Source organism: Aquabacterium sp. (assembly GCF_041909175.1).
GTDB lineage: Bacteria > Pseudomonadota > Gammaproteobacteria > Burkholderiales > Burkholderiaceae_C > Aquabacterium.
This window is the reverse complement of record NZ_JAYRDZ010000014.1, coordinates 35,335-57,619: the sequence shown is the minus strand read 5'-3', so window position 1 is coordinate 57,619 and position 22,285 is coordinate 35,335. Positions and strand designations below refer to the sequence as shown.

Annotated in this window: 23 protein-coding genes and 1 riboswitch; of the genes, 14 read left to right on the top strand and 9 right to left on the bottom strand. The window is 61.2% G+C overall.

What is annotated here, in order from left to right:
* The first annotated feature begins 12 nt into the window (after positions 1-12).
* The 5 genes from ACE3PH_RS15610 to ACE3PH_RS15590 are packed head-to-tail and all read left to right on the top strand — an operon-like array spanning position 13 to position 2,519.
* Positions 13-513, top strand: a complete 501-nt coding sequence (locus ACE3PH_RS15610) for a pyridoxamine 5'-phosphate oxidase family protein (RefSeq protein ID WP_374320744.1) — start codon at positions 13-15, stop codon at positions 511-513.
* Between the two features lie 27 nt (positions 514-540).
* Positions 541-939, top strand: a complete 399-nt coding sequence (locus ACE3PH_RS15605) for a hypothetical protein (protein WP_374320742.1) — start codon at positions 541-543, stop codon at positions 937-939.
* 29 nt (positions 940-968) lie between these two features.
* Positions 969-1,334, top strand: a complete 366-nt coding sequence (locus ACE3PH_RS15600; protein WP_374320740.1) for a cupin domain-containing protein — start codon at positions 969-971, stop codon at positions 1,332-1,334.
* Between the two features lie 12 nt (positions 1,335-1,346).
* Entirely contained in the window at positions 1,347-2,132 is a 786-nt protein-coding gene (locus ACE3PH_RS15595) for a hypothetical protein (protein ID WP_374320738.1), read from the top strand.
* A 12-nt stretch (positions 2,133-2,144) separates the two neighbouring features.
* Positions 2,145-2,519 carry a hypothetical protein gene (locus ACE3PH_RS15590; protein ID WP_374320736.1) on the top strand — a complete coding sequence of 125 codons (375 nt, stop codon included), beginning with the start codon at positions 2,145-2,147 and terminating at the stop codon, positions 2,517-2,519.
* 12 nt (positions 2,520-2,531) lie between these two features.
* On the opposite strand, the gene ACE3PH_RS15585 is transcribed toward ACE3PH_RS15590, so the two are convergent.
* The 6 genes from ACE3PH_RS15585 to ACE3PH_RS15560 all read right to left on the bottom strand — a co-directional run bounded on the left by ACE3PH_RS15585 (position 2,532) and on the right by ACE3PH_RS15560 (position 9,254).
* A complete protein-coding gene (locus ACE3PH_RS15585; RefSeq protein ID WP_374320734.1) occupies positions 2,532-3,887 on the bottom strand; it encodes a TrpB-like pyridoxal phosphate-dependent enzyme in 1,356 nt (451 codons plus the stop codon).
* Positions 3,888-3,987: 100 nt separating this feature from the next.
* A complete protein-coding gene (locus ACE3PH_RS15580; protein WP_374320732.1) occupies positions 3,988-4,698 on the bottom strand; it encodes a hypothetical protein in 711 nt (236 codons plus the stop codon).
* A 98-nt stretch (positions 4,699-4,796) separates the two neighbouring features.
* Positions 4,797-5,462 (bottom strand): hypothetical protein, encoded by a 666-nt coding sequence (locus tag ACE3PH_RS15575; protein ID WP_374320730.1) that lies wholly within the window; start codon positions 5,460-5,462, stop codon positions 4,797-4,799.
* 265 nt (positions 5,463-5,727) lie between these two features.
* Entirely contained in the window at positions 5,728-6,744 is a 1,017-nt protein-coding gene (gene ilvC / locus ACE3PH_RS15570) for a ketol-acid reductoisomerase (RefSeq protein WP_374320729.1), read from the bottom strand.
* Between the two features lie 96 nt (positions 6,745-6,840).
* Positions 6,841-7,332 carry an acetolactate synthase small subunit gene (gene ilvN / locus ACE3PH_RS15565; RefSeq protein WP_374320727.1) on the bottom strand — a complete coding sequence of 164 codons (492 nt, stop codon included), beginning with the start codon at positions 7,330-7,332 and terminating at the stop codon, positions 6,841-6,843.
* 182 nt (positions 7,333-7,514) lie between these two features.
* Entirely contained in the window at positions 7,515-9,254 is a 1,740-nt protein-coding gene (locus ACE3PH_RS15560; RefSeq protein ID WP_374320725.1) for an acetolactate synthase 3 catalytic subunit, read from the bottom strand.
* A 362-nt stretch (positions 9,255-9,616) separates the two neighbouring features.
* Between ACE3PH_RS15560 and ACE3PH_RS15555 the strand changes: the two genes are divergently transcribed.
* From ACE3PH_RS15555 to ACE3PH_RS15535, 5 genes are read left to right on the top strand one after another with little or no spacing between them, the layout of a single operon-like run.
* Positions 9,617-10,150 carry an RNA polymerase sigma factor gene (locus tag ACE3PH_RS15555; RefSeq protein ID WP_374320771.1) on the top strand — a complete coding sequence of 178 codons (534 nt, stop codon included), beginning with the start codon at positions 9,617-9,619 and terminating at the stop codon, positions 10,148-10,150.
* On the top strand, positions 10,147-10,827 hold the full coding sequence (locus ACE3PH_RS15550; protein ID WP_374320723.1) for a DUF3619 family protein: 681 nt from the start codon (positions 10,147-10,149) through the stop codon (positions 10,825-10,827). The genes ACE3PH_RS15555 and ACE3PH_RS15550 overlap by 4 nt, the downstream gene beginning before the upstream one ends.
* Positions 10,824-11,648 (top strand): DUF3106 domain-containing protein, encoded by an 825-nt coding sequence (locus ACE3PH_RS15545; protein ID WP_374320721.1) that lies wholly within the window; start codon positions 10,824-10,826, stop codon positions 11,646-11,648. Before ACE3PH_RS15550 ends, ACE3PH_RS15545 begins: the two co-directional genes overlap by 4 nt.
* Complete coding sequence (locus ACE3PH_RS15540) at positions 11,648-12,211, top strand: RDD family protein (RefSeq protein ID WP_374320719.1); 564 nt, start codon at positions 11,648-11,650, stop codon at positions 12,209-12,211. The genes ACE3PH_RS15545 and ACE3PH_RS15540 overlap by 1 nt, the downstream gene beginning before the upstream one ends.
* A gap of 35 nt (positions 12,212-12,246) precedes the next feature.
* The gene (locus ACE3PH_RS15535; protein ID WP_374320717.1) at positions 12,247-12,825 is read left to right on the top strand and encodes a TIGR00730 family Rossman fold protein; all 579 of its coding nucleotides are present in this window, start codon (positions 12,247-12,249) and stop codon (positions 12,823-12,825) included.
* 1 nt (position 12,826) lies between these two features.
* Here the strand turns inward: ACE3PH_RS15535 and ACE3PH_RS15530 are convergent, their stop codons facing one another.
* On the bottom strand, positions 12,827-13,165 hold the full coding sequence (locus ACE3PH_RS15530) for a P-II family nitrogen regulator (RefSeq protein ID WP_374320715.1): 339 nt from the start codon (positions 13,163-13,165) through the stop codon (positions 12,827-12,829).
* A gap of 79 nt (positions 13,166-13,244) precedes the next feature.
* Positions 13,245-14,966, bottom strand: a complete 1,722-nt coding sequence (locus tag ACE3PH_RS15525; RefSeq protein ID WP_374320713.1) for an NAD+ synthase — start codon at positions 14,964-14,966, stop codon at positions 13,245-13,247.
* A 7-nt stretch (positions 14,967-14,973) separates the two neighbouring features.
* On the opposite strand from ACE3PH_RS15525, the gene ACE3PH_RS15520 reads away from it, so the two are divergent.
* Positions 14,974-16,245, top strand: coding sequence for a GNAT family N-acetyltransferase (locus ACE3PH_RS15520; protein WP_374320711.1), 1,272 nt, complete (start codon positions 14,974-14,976; stop codon positions 16,243-16,245).
* A gap of 104 nt (positions 16,246-16,349) precedes the next feature.
* The gene (locus tag ACE3PH_RS15515; protein ID WP_374320709.1) at positions 16,350-16,826 is read left to right on the top strand and encodes a hypothetical protein; all 477 of its coding nucleotides are present in this window, start codon (positions 16,350-16,352) and stop codon (positions 16,824-16,826) included.
* Here ACE3PH_RS15515 and ACE3PH_RS15510 read toward each other — a convergent pair whose 3' ends face one another.
* Complete coding sequence (locus tag ACE3PH_RS15510) at positions 16,827-18,416, bottom strand: serine/threonine protein kinase (protein ID WP_374320707.1); 1,590 nt, start codon at positions 18,414-18,416, stop codon at positions 16,827-16,829.
* A gap of 266 nt (positions 18,417-18,682) precedes the next feature.
* On the opposite strand from ACE3PH_RS15510, the gene ACE3PH_RS15505 reads away from it, so the two are divergent.
* A complete protein-coding gene (locus ACE3PH_RS15505) occupies positions 18,683-20,104 on the top strand; it encodes an NAD(P)/FAD-dependent oxidoreductase (protein WP_374320705.1) in 1,422 nt (473 codons plus the stop codon).
* 46 nt (positions 20,105-20,150) lie between these two features.
* Positions 20,151-22,019, top strand: a complete 1,869-nt coding sequence (locus ACE3PH_RS15500) for a M24 family metallopeptidase (RefSeq protein WP_374320703.1) — start codon at positions 20,151-20,153, stop codon at positions 22,017-22,019.
* Between the two features lie 106 nt (positions 22,020-22,125).
* A riboswitch (guanidine-I (ykkC/yxkD leader) is annotated at positions 22,126-22,246 on the top strand.
* Positions 22,247-22,285: the final 39 nt, after the last annotated feature.

Here is a 22,285-nt window from a genome sequence, read left to right as displayed (position 1 = left end):
AACCCTCTCCACATGGATGCCACGATAACTGCCGCGTTGCGCAAGCTGGTTGATGACACCGTGCATGCCTCGCTGTCGACCCTGCACAAAGGGGCACCCGCTTTGTCGATGACACCGTTTGCTGTCATGCCTGACGGATCCGGGTTGGTGATCCATGTCAGCCGGCTGGCCACACACACGAACGACATGCTCGCGCACCCTCAAGTGGCGATGATGGTGATGGGGCAGCCCGGCTCTTCTGAGTCGCCCCTGTCTCTGCCGCGCCTGAGCCTGCAAGGGCTGGCTCACCCCTGTTTGCCGGACGACTCTGCATATGGTGCTGCCAAAGCGGCTTATCTAAGGCGCCTGCCTGATAGCGAAGAGCTGTTCTCCTTTGGTGACTTTTCGCTGTTCACCGTGACCGTGCAGTCAGCCAGACTGGTTGCAGGATTCGGACGGGCACATGCCATCTCTGCGGCACAATTTGCCCAAGCCTTCGCTGCCAGCGACAATGACCAACCCCTCGGAGTTTGATTCGCCGAGGCTTCCTTTCCTGCTTCCATGCAAATCAGCAAATTCAACCTTGTCATGGGCGCGCTGGTGCTCGCCCTGATCGCCACAGCCATTGGCGTTCTCATTGGTCTGTCCGTGTTTTCCAATCCCATGGAAAAGTGGCAGGCTCAGTTCACAGAGACCTATGTGCCTGCCCAGGCAGAAGCCCTCCAGGGCTTGAATCAGGGCCAACCAGATAAAGCCCGGCAATACCTGCAAAAAGCGGCCGCCGTGAGCCTGGCCACAATGGGACAACAGCGCAGCGAAGGTACGGGGGCAGCCCTGTCACCCAAGATGCGAGATGCCGTGCAATACCTGTGCGACAACCTGCCTGAGCAAGCCAGCCGCGCCCCATCCAGCAAGGTGTCTGTGGGCGAGGCATGTGTATTGCTGCTGGTCAAACGCTGATTTCCCCAAACACCTGCATCTGACAGACCATGACCATTCGCATCCTGAAAGAAGCGGCCACCGAGCCGGAGCACTACTTCGTTGCAGAAGAAAAGCTGATTGAAGGCAACCCGCGCCAAACCGTGTGGATGCAGTACAGCGACCCCACCGGCAAATTTTTCGCCGGCACCTGGGCCAGCGACATCGGCAAGTGGAAGATCCGCTACACGGAAGAAGAGGAATGCCTGATGCTGGAAGGCACCTGTGTCGTTACCGACACCCAGGGCCAAGCCGTGACGCTGACCCAGGGAGACCGTTTCGTCATCCCCCGCGGATTTGAGGGTACATGGGAAGTCGTTGTCCCTGCGAAAAAAACATTTGTCGTGTACGAAGCGGGCGAGTCAAACCAGGCCTGATCCGGTCGAGCCATGCGCTTCCTGTCAAGAACCCAGGCCACCAACCTGCTGCGCCGGCGCATTGAACGGGCGTCCTACCCTCGTATCCAGATGATGCTGATGGTGATGCTGACCGGCGCATCAGGCCTGCTGTGCTCGTTTGTCTTGCTGCACCTGGGCCTGGAATCCATGCCCTGGCGTTATCCCATGGCCCTGCTTGGCGCCTACCTGTTCTTCCTGTTCATGTTGTGGGTCTGGCTGCGCTTCAAGGCCGACGACCTCGCTGATGCAGTAGACATGGTGGGTAACACGGCAGACCAGCTCCCGGACATCTCCTCGTTCAAGCTGGGCCCGTCCGTTCGCAGCGGCGAGGGTGGTGATTTTGGTGGCGGTGGCGCGAGTGCATCTTTTGACGGCCCAGCGGAAGCCGAAACAGCTTCGCTGATGCAGACAGCAGAAGACACGACCAGCTCATTGTCAGATGCAGGTAACGCCCTGGACGGTGTGGCCGATGGCGACGAGCTGGTCATCCCCCTGCTGGTGATTGCGCTGCTGGTGAGGCTGGCGATGGCCTCACTCTATGTGGTGTACACGGCCCCTGCCCTGATGGCCGAGGTCGCACTGGACGGGGCGCTGTCCTACACCTTGTACCGCAAGCTGAAAAAAAGTGACCAGCAGCACTGGCTGCAAACAGCCGTCAGGCGCACAGTCTGGCCATTCCTGCTCACAGCCGTCTTTGTGACCCTGACCGGCTACGGGCTCCATGTGCTGGCTCCTGAAGCACGCACCATCAGCGAAGCGCTGCATCGCCCTCACTGAGGCTGTCCTGTCATGTTTCTTGAGTTGCTCCTCCTGCTGCTTGTTCTGGCCGGCATGGGCTGGTATGTTGTGCACCGCCAGCAAGCCATGAGCCGCGAACTGACCGCGGTTCGCATGGCCATCACCGAGCTTAACGAACAAGGGCAACTGACGTTCTCTGGCGCTACTGCACTTGTGCTGTGGGAAAGCACTACCCGAGGCGGAGATGCCAACACAGGACCCTGGCAGACGGGCTTCTTTTTGTGCCGCATGCCAGACGCCCACACACATTACTGGCTGGAGATCGCGTCGACACGAAAAGGCCAGCCCGCCCGATACAAGCTGGAGCAGCTTGGCGAGCTGGAACTGGCCTGCATCCGGGCCTTGCACCCGGATGCCATGAGCTGACCTGGAGGAGGCTTAACCGACCTTGGGCAGACGCGCCAGAGCAGCCTCAATGGCCTCTTGCGGGTACTCGTAGTCTTCCAGCTGACCGGCAAAATACTTGTCGTAGCTCGCCATGTCGAAGTGGCCGTGGCCTGACAGGTTGAAGAACAGCACTTTCTTCTCGCCTGTTTCCTTGCAGCGCAAGGCCTCGTCAATGGTGGCGCGAATGGCGTGGCACGACTCAGGCGCCGGGATGATGCCTTCGGTACGTGCGAAGGTCACCCCCGCATCAAAGGTTGCCAACTGAGGCACCGCCACCGCTTCGATCAGCTTCTCGTGATAGAGCTGTGAAACGAAGGTGCTGGCACCGTGGTAACGCAGGCCACCTGCGTGGATGGACGGCGGCATGAAATCATGCCCCAGCGTGTACTGCTTCATCAGCGGGGTGAGGCCCACGGTGTCACCAAAGTCGTAGGCATAGTGACCACGCGTCAGGCTTGGGCACGAGGTGGGCTCGACCGCCACCAGTCGCACCGGCTTCTTGCCCGCTGCCGTATCGGCGAAGAACGGGAAAGCCACACCACCGAAGTTCGAACCACCACCACAAGGCGCAAAGATCATGTCGGGCCAATCACCCGTCATCTCGAATTGCTTCTTGGCCTCCAGACCGATCACACTCTGGTGCAGCAGCACGTGGTTCAGCACGGAGCCCAGCGCGTAATTGGTATCAGGCCGGCTGGCAGCCTCTTCCACGGCCTCGGCAATCGCCAGGCCCAGCGAGCCAGGGTTGTCGGGGTTCTCGGCCAAAGCGGCCCGGCCTGCATTGGTCAGGTTCGTGGGGCTGGCCAGCACCTCGGCACCCCAGGTTTGCATCATGGAGCGTCGGAAAGGCTTTTGCTGGAAGCTCACCTTGACCATGTAGACGCGCACATCCACGCCAAACAACTGGCCAGCCAGGGACAGCGAACTACCCCACTGCCCTGCCCCGGTCTCTGTCACCAGGCGTGTGATGCCAGCTTGCTTGTTGTAGTAGGCCTGCGGCAGGGCCGAGTTGAACTTGTGCGAACCAGCCGGGCTGATGCTCTCGTTCTTGAAATAGATCTTGGCCGGCGTACCAAGGTGCTGCTCAAGCCGGTGGGCACGCACCAGCGGTGTCGGTCGCCATTGACGATACAGCTCACGAACCGGCTCAGGAATAGGCACCCAGCGTTCACGGGTGACCTCCTGCTCGATCAGCGCATCGGGGAAGATGGCCGACAGTGCATCAGGCGTGACAGGCTTGCCATCAGGGCCCAACACGGGCTCAGGTGGGCTGGGCAGGTCTGGAACAATGTTGTACCAGTGGGTCGGGATGTCGTTCTCGGAAAGCAGGAACTTGGTTTGCGGCATGTCTCAATACCCATGACGAGCGATAAGCCAGCAAACTTATCGAGTTTTGACCGTATGGTCAAACCCGCCCGCCGAGAAAACGACAGGACGTTGGCTCAGATCAACGGCGAGCCTTGTCGAGAGCCTGCTCCAGCGTGGCCTGAGTTCGCAGATCGGCACTCTGCGCCTGCCACTCGGCCACCGCGGTAACCACCTTGCGCTGCGCTTCTACAGCCCGCTCCTGGGTCTGCATGGCTTGCTCATCATCGGGCTGGCCAATCTGGGAGATGAAGCGAGCCATCATGGACTCGATCTGTTGCTGCCGCTTGGCTTCATCGGGCTCCACCTCTGCCAGCAAGACCCCAGCCATCAGATTGGCTTCGGCAGGTGTGAATTCGTTGCGCGACACCCGATCAGGCAACTCGGCCAACAGGTCCTTGGCCAATTCTTTCCGGTGTTGAACGTCCTTGGTCCCGTCCAGCCCCTGCCATGCCTCGAAGTGCCGCTGGTAACCCAGGTAGCTCACGACACGCTGCGCTTCAGCATCAGGGAACCCTGCCTTCTTCATGGCGCCTTGAATGGCCTTCCAGTCATCAGGCCTGACACTGTCTGATGGCATCGCCGTGCTTTGTGCCGCATGTCCAGCCGATTGGGGTGACACGCTACCAAAAGGCGAGGAGCCATCAGCCGGAGCCGAGGTTGACGTGACCGCATCAGACGAAGGTGAGCTCTGACCAAACCAGGCCCAGGCAGCCACACCCAGCACACCGGCCCCCACGACGCTGATGAAAAGCGGCTGCTGCCAGAAACGAGCGTTGTTGTAGACGATCATGAAACTAACGGAGTTCAGAAAACAGAAAATCCGTCAGATCGCTGACCAGACAAACTGGCCAACCGATCTGCCGGATATAAAGCGTATATCAGTTCGGGTTATTGAGCAGGCACGTATGCCTTGGTCGACACCGGCTTGCGCAGCTTCAGGGCGACGTCGATCAGGATCTTGCCGAAATCGGTGTCCTTCATGATGTATGGAGCGAACTTGGGCAGAGCCAGTGCAGTGGCCATGGTGGTGATGGCGTCGTCTGTCAGATAGAGGTTGCCCAGCTCTTCGTGGCCCGTCACACCCAGCGGGAAGATCTTCACAGACAACTTCAGTGCACTCAGCACGTCGAAATTGTAGACAGCGGCCTGGGCTTGCGTCACGCCACCGATGGGGGTGACGTCGGCCAGCACCTGGCCGGTTGCAAAGTTGATGGTGAAGTTGGCCAGTGTCAGGCCAATCTTGGTGCCGTCGGTCTTCACACGGGCGATTTCGAGGGCCGAACCCTTGGCTGCACCAGCGGTGATCTTCAGGCTGGAGTTGACCGTGATGCTGGTCACGGGCAGGTTGAAGGCACCTTCAGTCGACGTGGCGCTGGCATTGCCAAGCGGGGTCACGTTGATGCTGAACAGGCCGAATTGTTCGAGCGCGTCTGCCGAGAAGGCCTGCACCGAGTTGGCCTGAATGGCTTCAGTCGGGATGGTCAGAGCGCTGGCAGAAGCGGCACCGGTGGCCAGAACAGCGGCGACAGCGAACGAACGGATGGACATCTGCATCTCGGAGCTCCTAAGTGTGTCTTGCTCAGCGCAAGTTGTGTTGATGTGTCTCCATGTTGCCGCCCCTCGTTATATGCAAGCCCCCCTTGTTTGGGGGTTAAACCACATCAAACGCATCGCGTTCAGGGTAAGTGCTAGGCCATGCTGCAACAGATGAATTCGGGTTCGCCCGAGGAACTGGTAACAACCCGACAAAGAAAAAGCCGCCGGGCTTGCACCTCGGCGGCTTGCGCTGTCAGCAGCCGGTTCACACCGGCCAGCCAGATCAGTTCTTCGACTGGTCAACCAGCTTGTTCTTGGCGATCCAGGGCATCATGGCGCGCAGTTGGCCGCCAACCACTTCGATCGGGTGCACGGCGTTCAAACGACGACGAGCAGTCATGCTCGGGTAGTTGGTCTTGCCTTCCAGGATGAACATCTTGGCGTATTCGCCAGTCTGGATGCGCTTCAGAGCGTTGCGCATGGCTTCGCGCGACTTCTCGTTGATCACTTCCGTACCGGTCACGTACTCGCCATATTCGGCGTTGTTCGAGATCGAGTAGTTCATGTTGGCGATGCCGCCTTCGTACATCAGGTCGACGATCAGCTTTAGCTCGTGCAGGCACTCGAAGTAGGCCATTTCAGGAGCGTAACCAGCTTCGGTCAGGGTTTCGAAGCCCATCTTCACCAGTTCAACCGCGCCACCGCACAGAACGGCTTGCTCGCCGAACAGGTCGGTTTCGGTTTCTTCACGGAAGTTGGTTTCGATCACGCCACCCTTGGTGCCGCCGTTGGCAGCAGCGTAAGACAGAGCGATGTCCTTGGCCTTGCCAGACTTGTCCTGGTACACAGCGATCAGGGAAGGCACGCCGCCGCCCTTCAGGTACTCGGAACGCACGGTGTGGCCAGGGCCCTTCGGGGCAACCATGATCACGTCCAGGTCAGCGCGAGGCACGACTTGGTTGTAATGCACGTTGAAGCCGTGAGCGAAAGCCAGCACAGCGCCTTGCTTGATGTTGGGCTCAACGTTGTTCTTGTAGACCTCGGGGATGTTCTCGTCAGGCAGCAGGATCATGACGACGTCAGCGCCCTTGACGGCTTCATTGACTTCAGCGACCTTGATGCCAGCGGCTTCCACCTTGGACCAGGATGCGCCGCCCTTGCGCAGACCGACCGTCACGTTGACGCCGGAATCGCGCAGGTTTTGAGCGTGAGCGTGGCCTTGCGAACCGTAACCCACGATGGTGACGTTCTTGCCCTTGATCAGGCTCAGATCAGCGTCCTTGTCGTAATAGACCTTCATGTTGTTGCTCCGTCAGATAAACGTGTGAAGTGTGCTTGGGGGCCCAAGCGTGATGTTGATGTTGCGGGAGTTGCAGCCTGATGGATGAACCAGGCCTTAGACGCGCAGAATGCGCTCGCCACGCCCGATCCCGCTGGACCCGGTGCGCACGGTTTCGAGGATGGCCGCACGATCAATGCCTTCAATGAAGGCGTCGAGCTTGGATGCGTCACCCGTCAATTCGATGGTGTAGGTCTTGTCCGTGACGTCGATGATGCGACCACGGAAGATGTCGGCCATGCGCTTCATTTCTTCGCGCTCCTTGCCGACAGCTCGCACCTTGATCAGCATGAGTTCGCGCTCGGTGTAGGGGCCTTCAGAGAGGTCCACCACCTTGACGACTTCGATCAGGCGATTGAGGTGCTTGGTGATCTGCTCGATGATTTCATCGGACCCATTGGTCACGATGGTCATGCGCGACAGCGAGGCGTCTTCGGTCGGAGCCACGGTCAGGCTCTCGATGTTGTAGCCCCGGGCGGAAAACAGGCCCACCACGCGGGACAGCGCGCCGGGTTCGTTTTCGAGCAGCAATGCAATGATGTGTTTCATGGTGATCGTCCTTTCGGGCTCCTGGGCCGGGAGGCGGTAACCTGCCGGCTTTGGCCGCGTGGTGCGATAGGAAATGTGTCGGGTGTGATCTGCCGCGCCGAGACAGACTGCCCGCGCAGACACCGGCAAGCGTCTGGCTGCAGCCTGCCCCGCCGTGGCAGGGCTGTGAAGTCCTTACCGGATCAGAGCTCCTCGGAGCCCAGCAGCATCTCGGAGATGCCCTTGCCGGCACGCACCATCGGCCAGACGTTTTCGGTCGGGTCGGTACGGATGTCCAGGAACACCGTGCGGTCCTTGATCTTGATGGCTTCCTTCAATGCGCCTTCCACGTCTTCCGGACGCTCGATCAGCATGCCGACGTGGCCATAGGCCTCGGCAAGCTTCACGAAGTTCGGCAGCGCGTCCATGTAGCTGTGCGAGTAGCGGCCGGAGTATTCCAGCTGTTGCCACTGACGCACCATGCCCAGGTAGCGGTTGTTCAAAGACAGGATCTTGACCGGCGTGTTGTACTGCAGACAGGTCGACAGCTCCTGGATGCACATCTGGATGGAGCCTTCGCCGGTGATGCAGAACACGTCCGAATCAGGCTTGGCCAGCTTGATGCCCATGGCGTACGGCAGGCCCACACCCATGGTGCCCAGGCCACCGGAGTTGATCCAGCGGCGCGGTTCTTCAAACTTGTAGAACTGCGCAGCGAACATCTGGTGCTGGCCCACATCGGAGGTGATGTAGGTGTCACGCCCCTTGGTCAGCTTGCACAAGGTCTCGACCACGAACTGCGGCTTGATGACTTCATCCGAGTTCTTGTAGTGCAGGCACTCGCGCTTCTTCCACTCGTTGATCTGGTTCCACCAGGCGGCCAGCGCATTCTGGTCCGGCTTCTGCTGGGATTCCTTCAACTGGGCCATCAGCTCGATCAGCACGTCCTTGACATCGCCCACGATAGGGATGTCCACCTTCACGCGCTTCGAGATCGAAGACGGGTCGATGTCGATGTGGATGATCTTGCGCTCGACCTGGGCAAAGTGCTTCGGATTGCCGATCACGCGGTCGTCGAAGCGGGCGCCGATGGCGATCACCACGTCGGCGTTCTGCATGGTCATGTTGGCTTCGTACGTGCCGTGCATGCCCAGCATGCCCAGGAAAGTCTTGTGCGAAGCCGGGATGGCACCCAGACCCATCAGGGTGCTGGTGCTGGGGTACCCCAGCATCGTCACCAGGTCGCGCAGCTCCTTCGTGGCCTCGGCCATGATCACGCCGCCGCCCGTGTAGATGTAGGGGCGCTTGGCGTTGAGCAGCAGTTGAACAGCCTTGCGGATCTGACCGCCGTGGCCCTTGCGCACCGGGTTGTACGAGCGCATTTCAACCGTTTCCGGGTACTTGAAAGCCGTGGTCTTGAGCGACACATCCTTCGGGATGTCGACCACCACCGGACCGGGGCGACCGGTGCGGGCAATGTGGAACGCCTTCTTCAGGGTCTCGGCCAGGTCAGCGACATCCTTCACGAGGAAGTTGTGCTTGACGATCGGACGGGTGATGCCCACGGTATCGCATTCCTGGAAGGCATCCAAGCCGATGGCCGTGGTCGGCACCTGGCCGGTGATCACGACCATGGGGATCGAGTCCATGTAGGCGGTGGCGATACCGGTGATGGCGTTCGTCACGCCAGGGCCGGAGGTCACCAGGGCCACACCCACATCGCCAGTGGCGCGGGCATAGCCGTCGGCAGCGTGAACGGCGGCCTGTTCGTGGCGCACCAGCACGTGCTCGATGGAATCTTGTTTGTAGAGCGCGTCGTAGATGTAGAGGACGGCGCCGCCGGGGTAGCCCCAGATGTACTTCACACCCTCGGCTTGCAAGCAGCGAACGAGGATCTCGGAACCATTGAGGACTTCAGGATGAGTAGGAGAGGACATATCCATGAGTAAAAAAGAACCTTTCGGAATTTCTCTGACGAAAAACGATCGGTGCCCCTCCTCAAACAGCAACTGCGACAACGGATTGCCTGCGTGCTCGCCCTTGTGAGGCGGATTCGGAGCCTGCGCGGTCTGCCACTGATACCTTGTTCCGGTTGCAGCTCAAACCAGATCGAAAATGGCGCAAAGACGAACATTATCGCACCCCTTGGGAAAACTGCCAATGTCGCAGCGCAGCAAGATGCAGCATGCGCGGCAATGCCATAATCCGGCCGCGCAAAAAACTTTACTCCCGAGCGACTTGTTCGTTCCGCGTTTTGACACCGCTGCCCACTCCTTCCCCTGCCGAAGAGCTCAACAGTTTTCTGATGAGCGTTGAGCGACGCGCCTTCAAGCGCACTGCCTATGCCGTGCGTGACGATGACGCTGCGCTGGACATCGTGCAGGACGCCATGATCCGCCTGTCTCAGAGTTACGCGGATCGCCCCTCGAACGAGTGGCCGATGCTGTTTCAGCGCATCCTCTCCAACGCCACGCTGGACTGGTTCCGCAGGCAGAAGGTGCGCAACGCGGTTTTCCAGAACATGGGCGACATCGAGGCGGCTGTTGGCGACGAGGACAACGACTTCAATCTGCTGGAAGCCCTGCAGATTGACGAACCAGGCACGGAAGGTGCTGATGATTCAGCCAGCAGGACCGAAATCCTGACGCTCATTGAAGAGGAAATACAAAATTTGCCAGCTCGTCAACGAGAAGCGTTCCTGCTGCGTTACTGGGAGGAACTGGACGTTGCCGAAACGGCTGCGGCCATGGGGTGTTCCGAGGGCAGTGTGAAAACGCACTGTTCCAGAGCAGTCCAAGCCCTATCCAAAGCACTCAAAACCCGCGGTATTACATTGTGAAAAATCTTCCAGAAACCCCGCTGAGCGCAGCGCAAGTCGAGGCGCTGCAGGCCCGATTTGCCAAGCGCGTCAGTGCGCGCCTGGATGATGCTGCGCAATCGCTGCCGCACGACATCTCCGAGCGCTTGCGCGTTGCACGAGAACAGGCCATCAGAGCAGCCTTGAGCCGACAGGCTCAGGCGCAAGTGGTGGTCGCACCTGTCAGCGACCTGGTGGTCGCGCCTGCGCTGGTGCCCGCCGGTGCGCCGGGCATGACAACAGTCGAATCACAAGGCGATGCTGCCCCGAGCCTGGTTGACGAATTGGCCGAATGGTCGATCCAGCTGGTACAAGGGCGCAAGCACCCCACCAATCGCACCGGATTGGGTGAAGACAAAACCCCATGGGGATGGCGACTGGCTTCGCTGGTGCCAGCCGTGCTGCTGGTGGCAGGCTTGTGGGGCATCCATGTGTGGTCTCGACACGAACGCGTCCAGGCTGCTGCAGAAGTGGACATGGCGCTGCTGACCGATGACCTGCCGCCGGCAGCCTACACAGACCCAGGGTTTGAGGAATACCTCAAGGCCGACAATGCCCCCGCCCAGGCTCAAAGCCTGCCCGGCCAGGAGAAGGATCTGGATACCCCAACCCTGACAGACGACGAAGAGATCGATCCGAAGGGGGCCACTCAGCCATGAGCAAACATGCTGAACGAGGTCTGTCAGCATGTGTCTTGTGTCTGCTTATCCTGATCTGGGCAGCAGCACAGCATGCCCCTGCGCATGCGGCGCCGCCGGCGCATGCCACCCCGCCCAAAACGGCCTCTGCCCCTGATGCACCTGAGTGGAACGAGTTGACACCCGCACAACGGCAGGTGCTGCAACCGCTGGCCCACAGCTGGGGAAAAATGGACGATACGCGTCGCGAAAAGTGGATCAGCCTGGCCAACGGTTACAAGAACCTGTCTCAAGCTGATCAGCAAAAGATGCGCGATCGCATGATCCAGTGGTCGCAGCTACCCGCCAAACAGCGCGGGGAAGCTCGGCTGCGTTTCCAGGAAACGCGCCAGTTGACACCTGAAGAGCGACGCCAGAAATGGGAAGCGTACCAGGCGCTGTCACCAGAAGAGCGCAAGTCACTGGCTGATCAGGCCAAACGCAAGCAGGACCCTGTGTTGCTGCCCGACGACGTGCAAGGCCCACGCGAACAGGCGCAACAGGCACTCAACAAGCGCCGCGCCGCAGCCAGGGCTGACGGCGTCAAGACCAATGAAGTTCCTACGGCCGTACACGGCTCTGCCACGCCAACGGCTGTGGCACCATCCGTGATCAAGGCCGGGCAAGGCGCCACAACCAGCCTCGTCAACCAACGCCCGCAGCCACCTCTGCACCAGCAAACGGGGCTGCCCAAGATCAACGCAACCAGTGATTTTGTCGACCCGGTGACCTTGATGCCCAAGAAAGGTGCCCAAGGTGCCGGCATCACACCGGTATCGCCGTCGACGCCCTCTTCCCGCTGATGTTTCTCAAGAAATCTGCTGCCCCGACCTATGAAGCCGCAACGCCGGACATGTGCGTTGCCCGAGCCCAGGCTCCAGCACCTTCCCTGCGCCGCCGAATGGCGGCTTTTCTCTATGAAGGGGTGTTGTTGTTCGGCCTGGTGATGGCCGTCGCCCTGGTGTTTGGGATTGCCGTAGGGCAGCGACATGCCATGACCCACCGCGAAGGCCTGCAAGCCTGGCTGTTCCTGTCTTTTGCCCTGTATTTCATCTGGTTCTGGACACACGGTGGCCAGACCCTGGCCATGAAGACCTGGCACCTGCGCATGGTCAGCCAGGACGGGGGCACCATCAGCATGCCGCGCGCGCTGGCACGATTCCTGGCGTCATGGGTATGGTTCATACCCTCGCTGGCAGGATCCTGGCTGGCCGGATGGCACCAGTCCAAGCTGCTGTACGGTGCCATGGTGGGCTGGGTGGTGATCTATGCACTCAGCGCCCTGCTCAATCCCAAGCATCTTTTCTGGCACGACATGCTGTGCGGCACCCGCCTGATCGACAACCGAGCCAACCCCACGCCATGAGCCGTTTTTCCGTTTGTGTCTATTGTGGTTCCCGCATGGGGAACGAAGCAGCTTTTGAAGCTGCAGCCCGCGAAGTGGGCAAGCAGATCGGTCAACGTGGCTGGCAGTTGGTCTATGGCGGTGGCAGCACCGGGTTGATGGGCGCGGTGGCAGATGCCACCCTGGCGCACGGTGGCACCGTGATCGGCGTGATCCCTGAACGGCTGATGAACCGCGAGATGGGCCACAAGGGCCTGACTGAGTTGCATGTGGTCGACAACATGCACCAACGCAAGCACATGATGGCCATGCATGCCGATGCCTTCCTGGCGATTGCCGGCGGCATTGGCACGATGGAAGAGATCTTCGAGGTGTGGACCTGGCGCCAGTTGGGGTATCACCACAAATCGCTGGGCCTGCTCAACACCAACGGCTATTACGACGACCTGCTGCGCTTCATTGACCGCAGCCGTGAGAGCGGCTTCCTGTGGCCGGATGTGCAACAGCTGCTGATGGTTGACACCACGGCGAGCACCTTGCTCGACCGCCTGCACCACGAAGCACTGGCCCTGCAAAAACAAACGCCGCCAGACTCGGCTACAGCGAGCCCTGGCGGCGTGACGCCGGATATCTGAATCAGACGGCCGATTCGTCGGTCTCGCCGGTACGGATGCGCACGACCTGATCAACCGAGGTGACGAAGATCTTGCCGTCACCGATCTTGCCGGTCTTGGCTGCCTTGATGATGGCTTCAATGCAGCGATCGACATCGCCGTCCTTGACCACGACTTCGACCTTCACCTTGGGCAGGAAGTCCACCACGTATTCGGCGCCACGGTAGAGCTCGGTGTGCCCCTTTTGACGACCAAAGCCCTTGACTTCCGTCACGGTCAGCCCCGTCACGCCGACCTCGGCCAAGGCCTCACGCACTTCTTCGAGCTTGAACGGTTTGATGACGGCGGTGATCTGTTTCATGGGGGAACTCCGAAATGGGTCAGATAGAAGTCAATGACCTTGATTATCAAGGATCAATACACAATCGACGTGATTATCGTCACGCGCGGAAGCGGGAAGTGATGGGATAACGCCAATCACGCCCGAAAGCACGGTGCGTGACACGGATGCCGACTGGCGCCTGGCGGCGCTTGTACTCGTTGATTTTGATCAGACGCGTCACTTTGTCAACATCGGCGGCATCAAAACCTGCCGCAACAATGGATTCAATGGGCTCGTCGTGCTCCATGTAGCGCTCAAGAATGGCGTCCAGCACCTCATAGGGCGGCAGGCTGTCCTGGTCTTTCTGGTCTGGGCGCAACTCGGCTGACGGTGGCCTGGTGATGATGCGCTCGGGAATCGGCTCAATTTGCCCCTGGCGGACTGCTTCGCTGTTGCGCCACAGCGCCAGCTTGTACACCAGCGTCTTGGCCAGGTCCTTGATGACCGCGAAGCCCCCGGCCATGTCGCCATACAGGGTGCAATAGCCGGTTGCCATCTCGCTCTTGTTGCCCGTAGTCAACACGATCGACCCAGTCTTGTTGGACAGCGCCATCAACAAGGTGCCGCGGATACGCGCCTGGATGTTTTCTTCTGTGGTGTCTTCTGGCAAGCCGGCGAACATGGGCGACAGCGCCTGCTTGAAGCTTTCAAACGTGGGGGCGATGGCAATTTCTTCGTGACGCACGCCCACACGCTTGGCCATGTCCTCGGCATCGATCCAGGAGATGTCTGCCGTGTAGGGCGACGGCATCATCACGGTACGCACCTTGTCCGCCCCCAGCGCATCAACCGCGATGGCGAGCACCAACGCCGAGTCAATACCCCCCGACAGACCGATGATGGCCCCCGGGAAACCATTTTTGCCCACATAGTCGCGCACGCCGCAGACCAGCGCAGCCCAGATCTCGGCTTCGGGTGACAAACCCGGTGCCATGGGCCCGGACACACTGCCATCAGCCGACACCGACACATGCAGACAAGCCGCTTCGAAGCTGGGCGCACGCGCAGTCACGCCACCACCCGCATCGACCGCAAACGAGGCACCGTCGAACACCACCTCGTCCTGACCGCCCACCTGGTGGGCATACAGCAGCGGCAAACCGACACGGCGGGCCCGGTCACCCATGCGCGCCTCACGCTCGGTACGCTTGCCGGCGTGGAAGGGCGAGGCATTGATGACGGCCAGCACTTGTGCACCCTGCTCTTTGGCCGCCTTAGCGGGCTCATCGAACCAGGCATCTTCACAGATCAGCAAGCCCACCCGGTGGCCCTGCACATTGAATACCAAGGGGGCCAGGCCCGCTTCACGCCCGCTCACGAAATAGCGGCGCTCATCGAAGACCTGGTAGTTGGGCAACTCGCGCTTGGCATAGTGCCCTTCGATCTGCCCGGCGCGCAGCACCGAGGCGCCGTTGAGCAGGCGCGGCGCCGAGAACGAACGTGAGTGCAGATCTGGCACCCCGCCTTGCAAGGGGTGCCCCAGCACCAGCGCCAGATCGGGCAAATCAGCCAGCGAGGCGGCCACTTGCTGCAACACCTGCTCACAGGCCAGCAGGAAGGCCGGACGCATCAGCAGGTCTTCCGGCGGATAGCCGCAGATGCCCAACTCTGGGGTCAGGATCAGGCGAGCCCCGTCGGCATAGGCCTTGCGAGCCCCTTCGATGATCTGCCGTGCATTGCCCGCGAGATCACCCACCGTGGGGTTGAATTGGAGCATCGCCACGGACAAATCCGAGGTGGCAGACACTGTCGACACTGCAGCAGGTGATTCGAGACTCATGGGAAACATGGACAACGGTAAGGACGCTCAAGGCAGCATGGTAGCCGCCCTGGAGGTGTTTCATCACACCGAGGGTGATGCAAGCTGGTCCGAGCAGTGGCATGCCAGCCCGGCCACACTGCCCGAAGTGGCATGGGACAGCCTCGCTGCAGGTCAGGAGGGAGGCTCGCCCTTTCTACGCTGCGCGTTTCTGAGTGCCTTGCATGACAGCGGCAGTGCCTGCCCCGAGACAGGCTGGTCACCGCAGTTTCTGACCCTGCATGATCAGACAGGAGCGCTGCGCGCAGCCTGCCCCTTGTATGCCAAGACACACTCCTACGGTGAATATGTGTTCGACTGGGCCTGGGCCGACGCGCATGATCGGGCGCTGAGGTCTGCAGGCCTGCGCTACTACCCGAAGCTGCTTTCGGCCGTGCCCTTTACCCCAGTGGCGGGGCCACGCTTGTGCAGCGACCAGCAACTGCCACCAGAGGCCCGGTCGCGATGGCGAACACGCTTGCTGCAAGCGATTGAAGCACGTGTGGCCGCACAAGGCTGGTCATCGGCGCATGTGTTGTTTCCGCCTGCACAAGAGGCTGTCGAATCGGCGCCACGCGGCTGGCTGTTGCGCGAAGGGGTGCAGTTCCATTGGCACAACCGCTCCACAGGGCCATACCAGGACTTTGATGACTTCCTCAACGCCCTGCACCGGGACAAGCGCAAGAAGATCCGCCAGGAGCGGCGTAAGGTGGCCGAGGCCGGCGTGGTGTTCAAAGTCAAGGAAGGTGCGCAGATCACCGCGACAGACTGGGCCTTCTTTTACCGCTGCTATGCCCAGACCTACCAGGAGCGGGGGCAGCACCCTTATCTGACCCCGGCATTCTGGGAAACCGCAGGCGCGGCACTGACGGACCATTGGGTGTTGTTTGTGGCCGAGCGTGCGCAGCAGCCCATCGCCTGCGCCCTGCTGGCCGTTGACCGATCACACCGGCGCGCCTTTGGCCGCTATTGGGGGGCGGTGGACAACGTGTCATGCCTGCACTTCGAGGCCTGCTATTACCAGCCGATTGAATGGTGCATTGCGCAGGGTTTTCTCGACTTCGAGGGTGGAGCCCAAGGCGAACACAAGCTGGCGCGCGGGCTGGAGGCTGTTCCCACGCGGTCACTGCACTGGATTGCGCAACCTGACTTCAGGGATGCGGTGGCCGACTTCTTGCAACGAGAGCGCCATCACGTTCACTCGTACATCGACGAACTGGACGACCGGAGACCGTTCAAATACCTAGACGATGTAAATTAAATGAGTGGCAGACTTCCTGCCACATCAATAAACAAACACAGGCAGGCTCTTTCATGTCAACTCCAAACTCCCCTCCAAGGGCGCCCGACCATCCGCCATCCATCATGGACATCGAGGCCTCGGGCTTCGGTCTGGGCAGCTATCCGATCGAGATCGGCATCGTCATGCCTGACGGGCGTGCCTGGTGCAGCCTGGTCCGCCCAGAAGCCGACTGGCAACACTGGGATCCGAATGCGGCGGCCATGCACGGCATCACCCGCGAACAGCTGCAACTGTATGGGCGCAGCCCGACTGAGATTGCAGACATGCTCAATGAGTGGCTGCACGGCGAGGTCATCTATTCAGACGCCTGGGCGCACGACTTCACCTGGTTGAGCAAGCTCTACGACGCCGCCGAACGCACGCCGCATTTCCGCCTGGAAAACCTGCGGCTGCTGCTGTCCGACGACGAAGCGGCCTCCTGGCACGAACTCAAGCGCCAAGTGGCATCCACCCTGGCGCTGGAACGACACCGGGCCAGCGCAGACGCCCGGCTGCTGCAAACCACGCTGATGGCACTGCGGCAGGCGGAAGCAGCCTGATCAGTAGCTGCGGTTGCGGTTGGCGTCTTCCATGTCGCGCATGCGCTTGCACTCAGCATGGCCCTCGTATTCAGGGCGTGAGCAATGGCGCTTCATGCAAATGGCCAGACTGATGAAGGTCCGGTCGCCACAAGCCAGACGGGGGTTGAGCGGCTGACGCGTGGCCGCCGAGGCAACAGCCGACGCTTGGCTCGCCTTGCTGCTGGCTTTGGCAACGCTGGCTTTGGGAGCCGGAGTCGAGGCGGCCACTGCCGTCGAGGCTGCCGACGCCACGGCCGATGCCTCGCCCACCGGTGCCGCCTCGGCCGCATGGCGGTGCTTCCACCACCCGGCAAGGGCCAACACCACACACGTGGCGACGAGCGCCCCTCGCCACCACGTCCGTCCAGATTGCCCTGCTGTGGCGACCGAGTCCGCTGCCAAGGCATCTTGGCTGCTTGACGGCGCCTCGACGGGCGCCGTGGGGTCCGGTATCGGGATCGTGACGGGCATGGGCGCGTGGGCCGGTCGTTCACTGTCCGGTGTGGGCACGCGGTGCGCAGGCACGGTGGTCATGTAGGCCGCAGCCTCAATGGCCACGTGACCCTCGGGCCGCTCGCCTGACTCCGGACGGACAAGAATGGTAGGTTGAACCGCCGGGCTCGACTGAGCTTCCGCTTGGGCAGAAACCACAATGCCCGACAACTCCTGGCGCCATGCGGCCACCGACTCAGGGCGATCTTGAGGACGCACCGCCAATGCATGGTCAATGGCCAGCACGAAACTGTCGCTGAAGGAGCAGCCAAACCCGCTGTTGAGGCCTTCGCGGAGTTGCGCGAGCATGGGCATGTCATCGTGAACCGCCCGTGCGCTGGCCGGCACAGGGGGCCGACCGGTGATGCAAAAGTGCACCACCGCAGCCAGCGCATAGAGATCGGTCCATGCCCCCTGACGCAATTGAACCGTTTCGGCGTATTGCTCGATCGGGGCAAAGCTGGGCTTGAGGATCGCCGTGAGGGCCTGTGTCTGGTCGCCAATCACCCGGCGAGCGGCCCCCAGGTCCAGCAACACCGGGCATGGCCAGTCACCTCGGTCATGCTCCAGCAACATGATGTTGTCTGGCGCGATATCGCGGTGGTAGATGTGTTCGCGGTGCAGCAAATCAAGCGCACCCAGCAAGGGGTTGACCAGCTGCCGCAGCCAGTTTTCATCAGGCGGCGCGCTCATCTCTCGGCGAGCCTGCTGCAGGGTCCGGCCTTTGTAGTAGGGCATGACCATGTAGGCCGTACCCTGCTCTTCCCAGAACCGGTAGACCTTCACCAGCGCCGGGTGATCAAATCGCGCCAGCAAGCGCGCTTCGTTGATGAACGATTTGAGGCCCAGTGCGTAGGTTTCCGCATGCGCCTGAGAGCGCAAGGTCACCCGGTGCTCAGCATCTCGAACAGCCAGCGCACCCGGCATGTACTCCTTGATCGCGACCTGGCGCTCCAGCGCATGGTCCATGGCCAGGTAGACGATGCCGAACCCACCTATCCCCAACACTTGCAGGATTTCGAATTCGCCAAGTCGGCTTCCAATGGGCAGGGTGTCGTGATCGACAGCAGCGGGCATGAACGGACAAATTTCAGAATGTGGGGTAGAGCTTAACCGAGACACTTGGCAACATCTGTCAGGGACATCGGCTCCCCACCCACGTAGCAGAAGAGACTCCAAATAAGTCTCAATTTGCAGGGGGAGTCCGAATAACTTGACGCGTATCGGTCACAGATTGTCTGTTTGTGTCATATCCCCGCAAGGTGGGGGTGCACCAAGCCGGTGCAAACGCCATGACCCGTTGAATGCACTGGTATAACCCCTTGGTGCCAGGTGTCATCAGCATGAAAAAACACAAACTCGATACGACCAACCTTCCCCGCGTTGTGATCATTGGCTGTGGCTTTGGCGGCTTGGAAGCCGCCAAGGTTTTGTCGCACGGCCCCGTAGACATCACCGTGATTGACCGGACCAACCACCATCTGTTTCAGCCGCTGCTGTATCAGGTGGCGACGGCCGGTCTGCCAGCGCCAGCCATTGCCGGGCCCATTCGACATATCCTGCGCACGGAAATCGCCCGTGGCAACACCACGGTGCTCATGGGCGAGGTGATGTCCATCGACTCGGCATCGAAATGCGTGGTGCTGGATGGCGGTGAGCACATCCATTTCGATTTTCTGATCCTTGCAGCAGGTGCCACCCACAGCTATTTCGGCCGCGATGACTGGGCGAAATACGCGCCGGGCCTGAAAACGCTGGGGGATGCCTTCACGATCCGCCGCCGCGTGTTGACCGCCTTTGAAAACGCAGAACGTGAAACCGACCCGGTGCGGCGCGAGCCCTGGTTGACCTTTGCAGTGGTGGGCGCAGGGCCCACCGGCGTCGAAATGGCCGGCACGCTGGCCGAGATCGCCCAGCAGACGCTGCGTGCGGAATTCCAGCGCATTGACTCGCGCCGTGCCCGCGTGGTGCTGCTCGAGGGTGCGCCACGCGTGCTGGGCACCTTCCCGGAAGATTTGTCCGAGCGTGCCAAAGAGCAGCTCGAAGGGCTTGGCGCCGAGGTCCTGCCGGGCGCCAAGGTCACCAACATCAATGCCTTTGGCATCCACTACGACATGGTCGAGGTGGGGCCGGATGGCAGCAAGCAGACGGTATCGCATTTCCTGCCCACACGCACCGTGGTGTGGGCCGCAGGGGTCGCGGCCTCGCCGCTGGGCAAGGCACTGTCCAAGAGCACAGGCTGCGAACTCGATCGGGCCGGGCGAGTTATCGTGCAACCGGATCTGTCCATCCCCTCGCACCAGAACATCTTTGTGGTGGGTGACTTGGCCTCGGCCAAGAGCTATCTGGACCCCGACAACCCGACGCTGGTACCCGGCGTGAGCCCCGGAGCCAAGCAGATGGGGCGCAAGGCTGCCCGCAACATCCTGCGGCAACTGGCCGGACAGGAAACCCAGGCATTCCGCTATTTCGACTACGGCGCACTGGCCACCATTGGCAAACGTGCGGCTGTAGCCTTGGTCGACATCCCCTTCACCAAGAAGAAGATCAAGTTCAGTGGTTTCCCAGCCTGGCTGTTCTGGCTGTGGGTCCACATCTACTTCCTGATCGGGTTCCGCAACCGCACCGTGGTGTTCATGGACTGGGCCTGGGCCTATTTCACCTCGCAGCGACACGCCCGCGTGTTCCCGGACCCCCACGCACTGGAGCCCAATGCCGTGGTGGTGCACAGGGATCCGAACGCACCGTCACCCGACACGAAGTGAGTCGTGGCAACATTGGGCGGTATCCAATCCGACCCATGTTGCGCTGATGTCCGACTCCCTTGCTGCCTCTGCCCTCTCCTCCGTGCCACAACGCCTGGCAGCCCTGCGTCAGCGCATGGTTCAAGAGGGCTGGCAAGCCTGCCTGATCCCCTCGAATGACCCTCACTTGTCGGAATACCTGCCGCCTCGCTGGCAGGCGCGCGAATGGCTGAGTGGCTTCACCGGGTCTGCCGGCACGCTGCTGGTTGGCGCCGAACATGCGGCATTGATGACCGACAGCCGCTACTGGGAGCAGGCTGAGCGCGAGTTGCAGGGCTCAGGCATTGACCTGGTCAAGCTGGACGGCCCGCCCACACCGACCATCACCAGCTGGCTGCAACGCCTTGGGCGCCCGGCCGAGGAAGTGAAAGTGATGGCCGCCGACGGACTGGTGCTGGGCCTCGCCCAAGGGCAGGCCCTGCGCGATGCTCTCACGGATGCAGGCTGGCTGCTGCAAACGGACCGCGACCCTGTAGACGGTATCTGGGCCGACCGCCCGTCCGTGCCCATGAACCCGGTGTCCGAGCATGCCGCCCCCTATGCCTCGACACCACGTGCGGACAAGCTGGCAGCCTTGCGGCTGGCCCTGCAGGACAAAAGTGCCACCCACCACTGGATTGCCACGCTGGACGACATTGCCTGGCTGCTCAATCTGCGTGGCAGCGACGTGGACTACAACCCGGTGTTTGTGGCGCATGCCCTGGTCGATGCGCACCAGGTGACCCTGTTTGTCGACGCCGAGAAGGTATCGGCTGAGCTGGCAGGCCGCCTGCAGGCGGACCACATCGTCTGCCGCCCCTACGAAGAGGCACTGACTGCCGTGAAGGCCCTGCCTGCGGACGCCACACTGTGGATCGACCCCAAACGCATCACCTGGGGGCTGCGTGAGGCCGTGCCGGCGAGCGTCAAGGTGATCGAAGCGCTGAACCCGACGGTGCGGGCAAAGTCTCGCAAAACAGATCAGGAGGCCCACTTCATCCGGGAAGCGATGGAGCGTGACGGGGCCGCGATGGCCGCGTTTTACGCCTGGTTTGAGTCGGCGCTGGGACATGAGTACATCAGTGAACTGACCGTGGACGAGCGCCTGTCCGCCGAACGGGCAGCTCAACCCGGCTTCGTGTCGCTGAGTTTTCCGACCATCGCGGGCTTCAATGCCAACGGGGCACAGCCCCATTACCGCGCCATGCCGGATGCGTTTGCAGTGTTGAGCACGCCTCAGGGTTTGACCGCCCAGGGGCTGCTGCTCATCGACTCGGGCGCACAGTATGTGGGCGGCACCACGGACATCACCCGTGTGTGGGCCATTGGCGAGCCCACCGCCGAACAGAAACGCGACTTCACGCTGGTCCTCAAGGGCACCATGGGTCTGTCGCGCATGGCCTTCCCGAAGGGGACGTTGGCGCCGATGCTCGATGCGGTGGCGCGCGCCCCACTGTGGGCGCAAGGCATGGACTTTGGCCATGGAACTGGACATGGCGTGGGGTACTTCCTCAATGTGCACGAGGGGCCCCAATCCATTTCAAAAGCCATACCCACACCCGATCACGCCATGCAAGAAGGCATGGTGACGTCGATCGAGCCCGGCTTGTACCGGCCTGGCCAATGGGGCATCCGCATCGAAAACCTGGTGCTCAATGTCGCGCGTGCACCTGCCGTGCCGAGTGCACCGATTGGCACGCCCGAATATGGGGAATACCTCGCCTTCGAGACACTGAGCCTGTGCCCCATCGATACGCGCTGCATCGACCTCAAGCTGCTGCGCCCGGACGAGATCGACTGGTTGAACCGCTACCACGCCGAGGTGTGGCGCCGGGTCAGCCCGCTGGTCGAAGGCCCGGCCAAGGCCTGGCTGGCCCAGCGCACCCAGGCTCTGTGAAGGGCCGCACCGCAGCGGTGCACGCCACCCGCTTTTCCACTCAAAAAAGCTGGCACTCTTATTGCATGTAGTCAGGCATGAGAGGAGCGATGTCTGATCGTTTCTTCGACAGGGTAGCTAGGGTTCCGGCCTCGCGCAGTTTGGCGAGGTGACTGGTCCGAGAGCTGCCGGCCTGGTGTCGGTATCGACTGGCTCAGGCTCCACGGCGGGACAAAAGCCCGGGAGGTTCGCTTCATCGTACAGACGAAGTGTCCTCTCTCATTTGT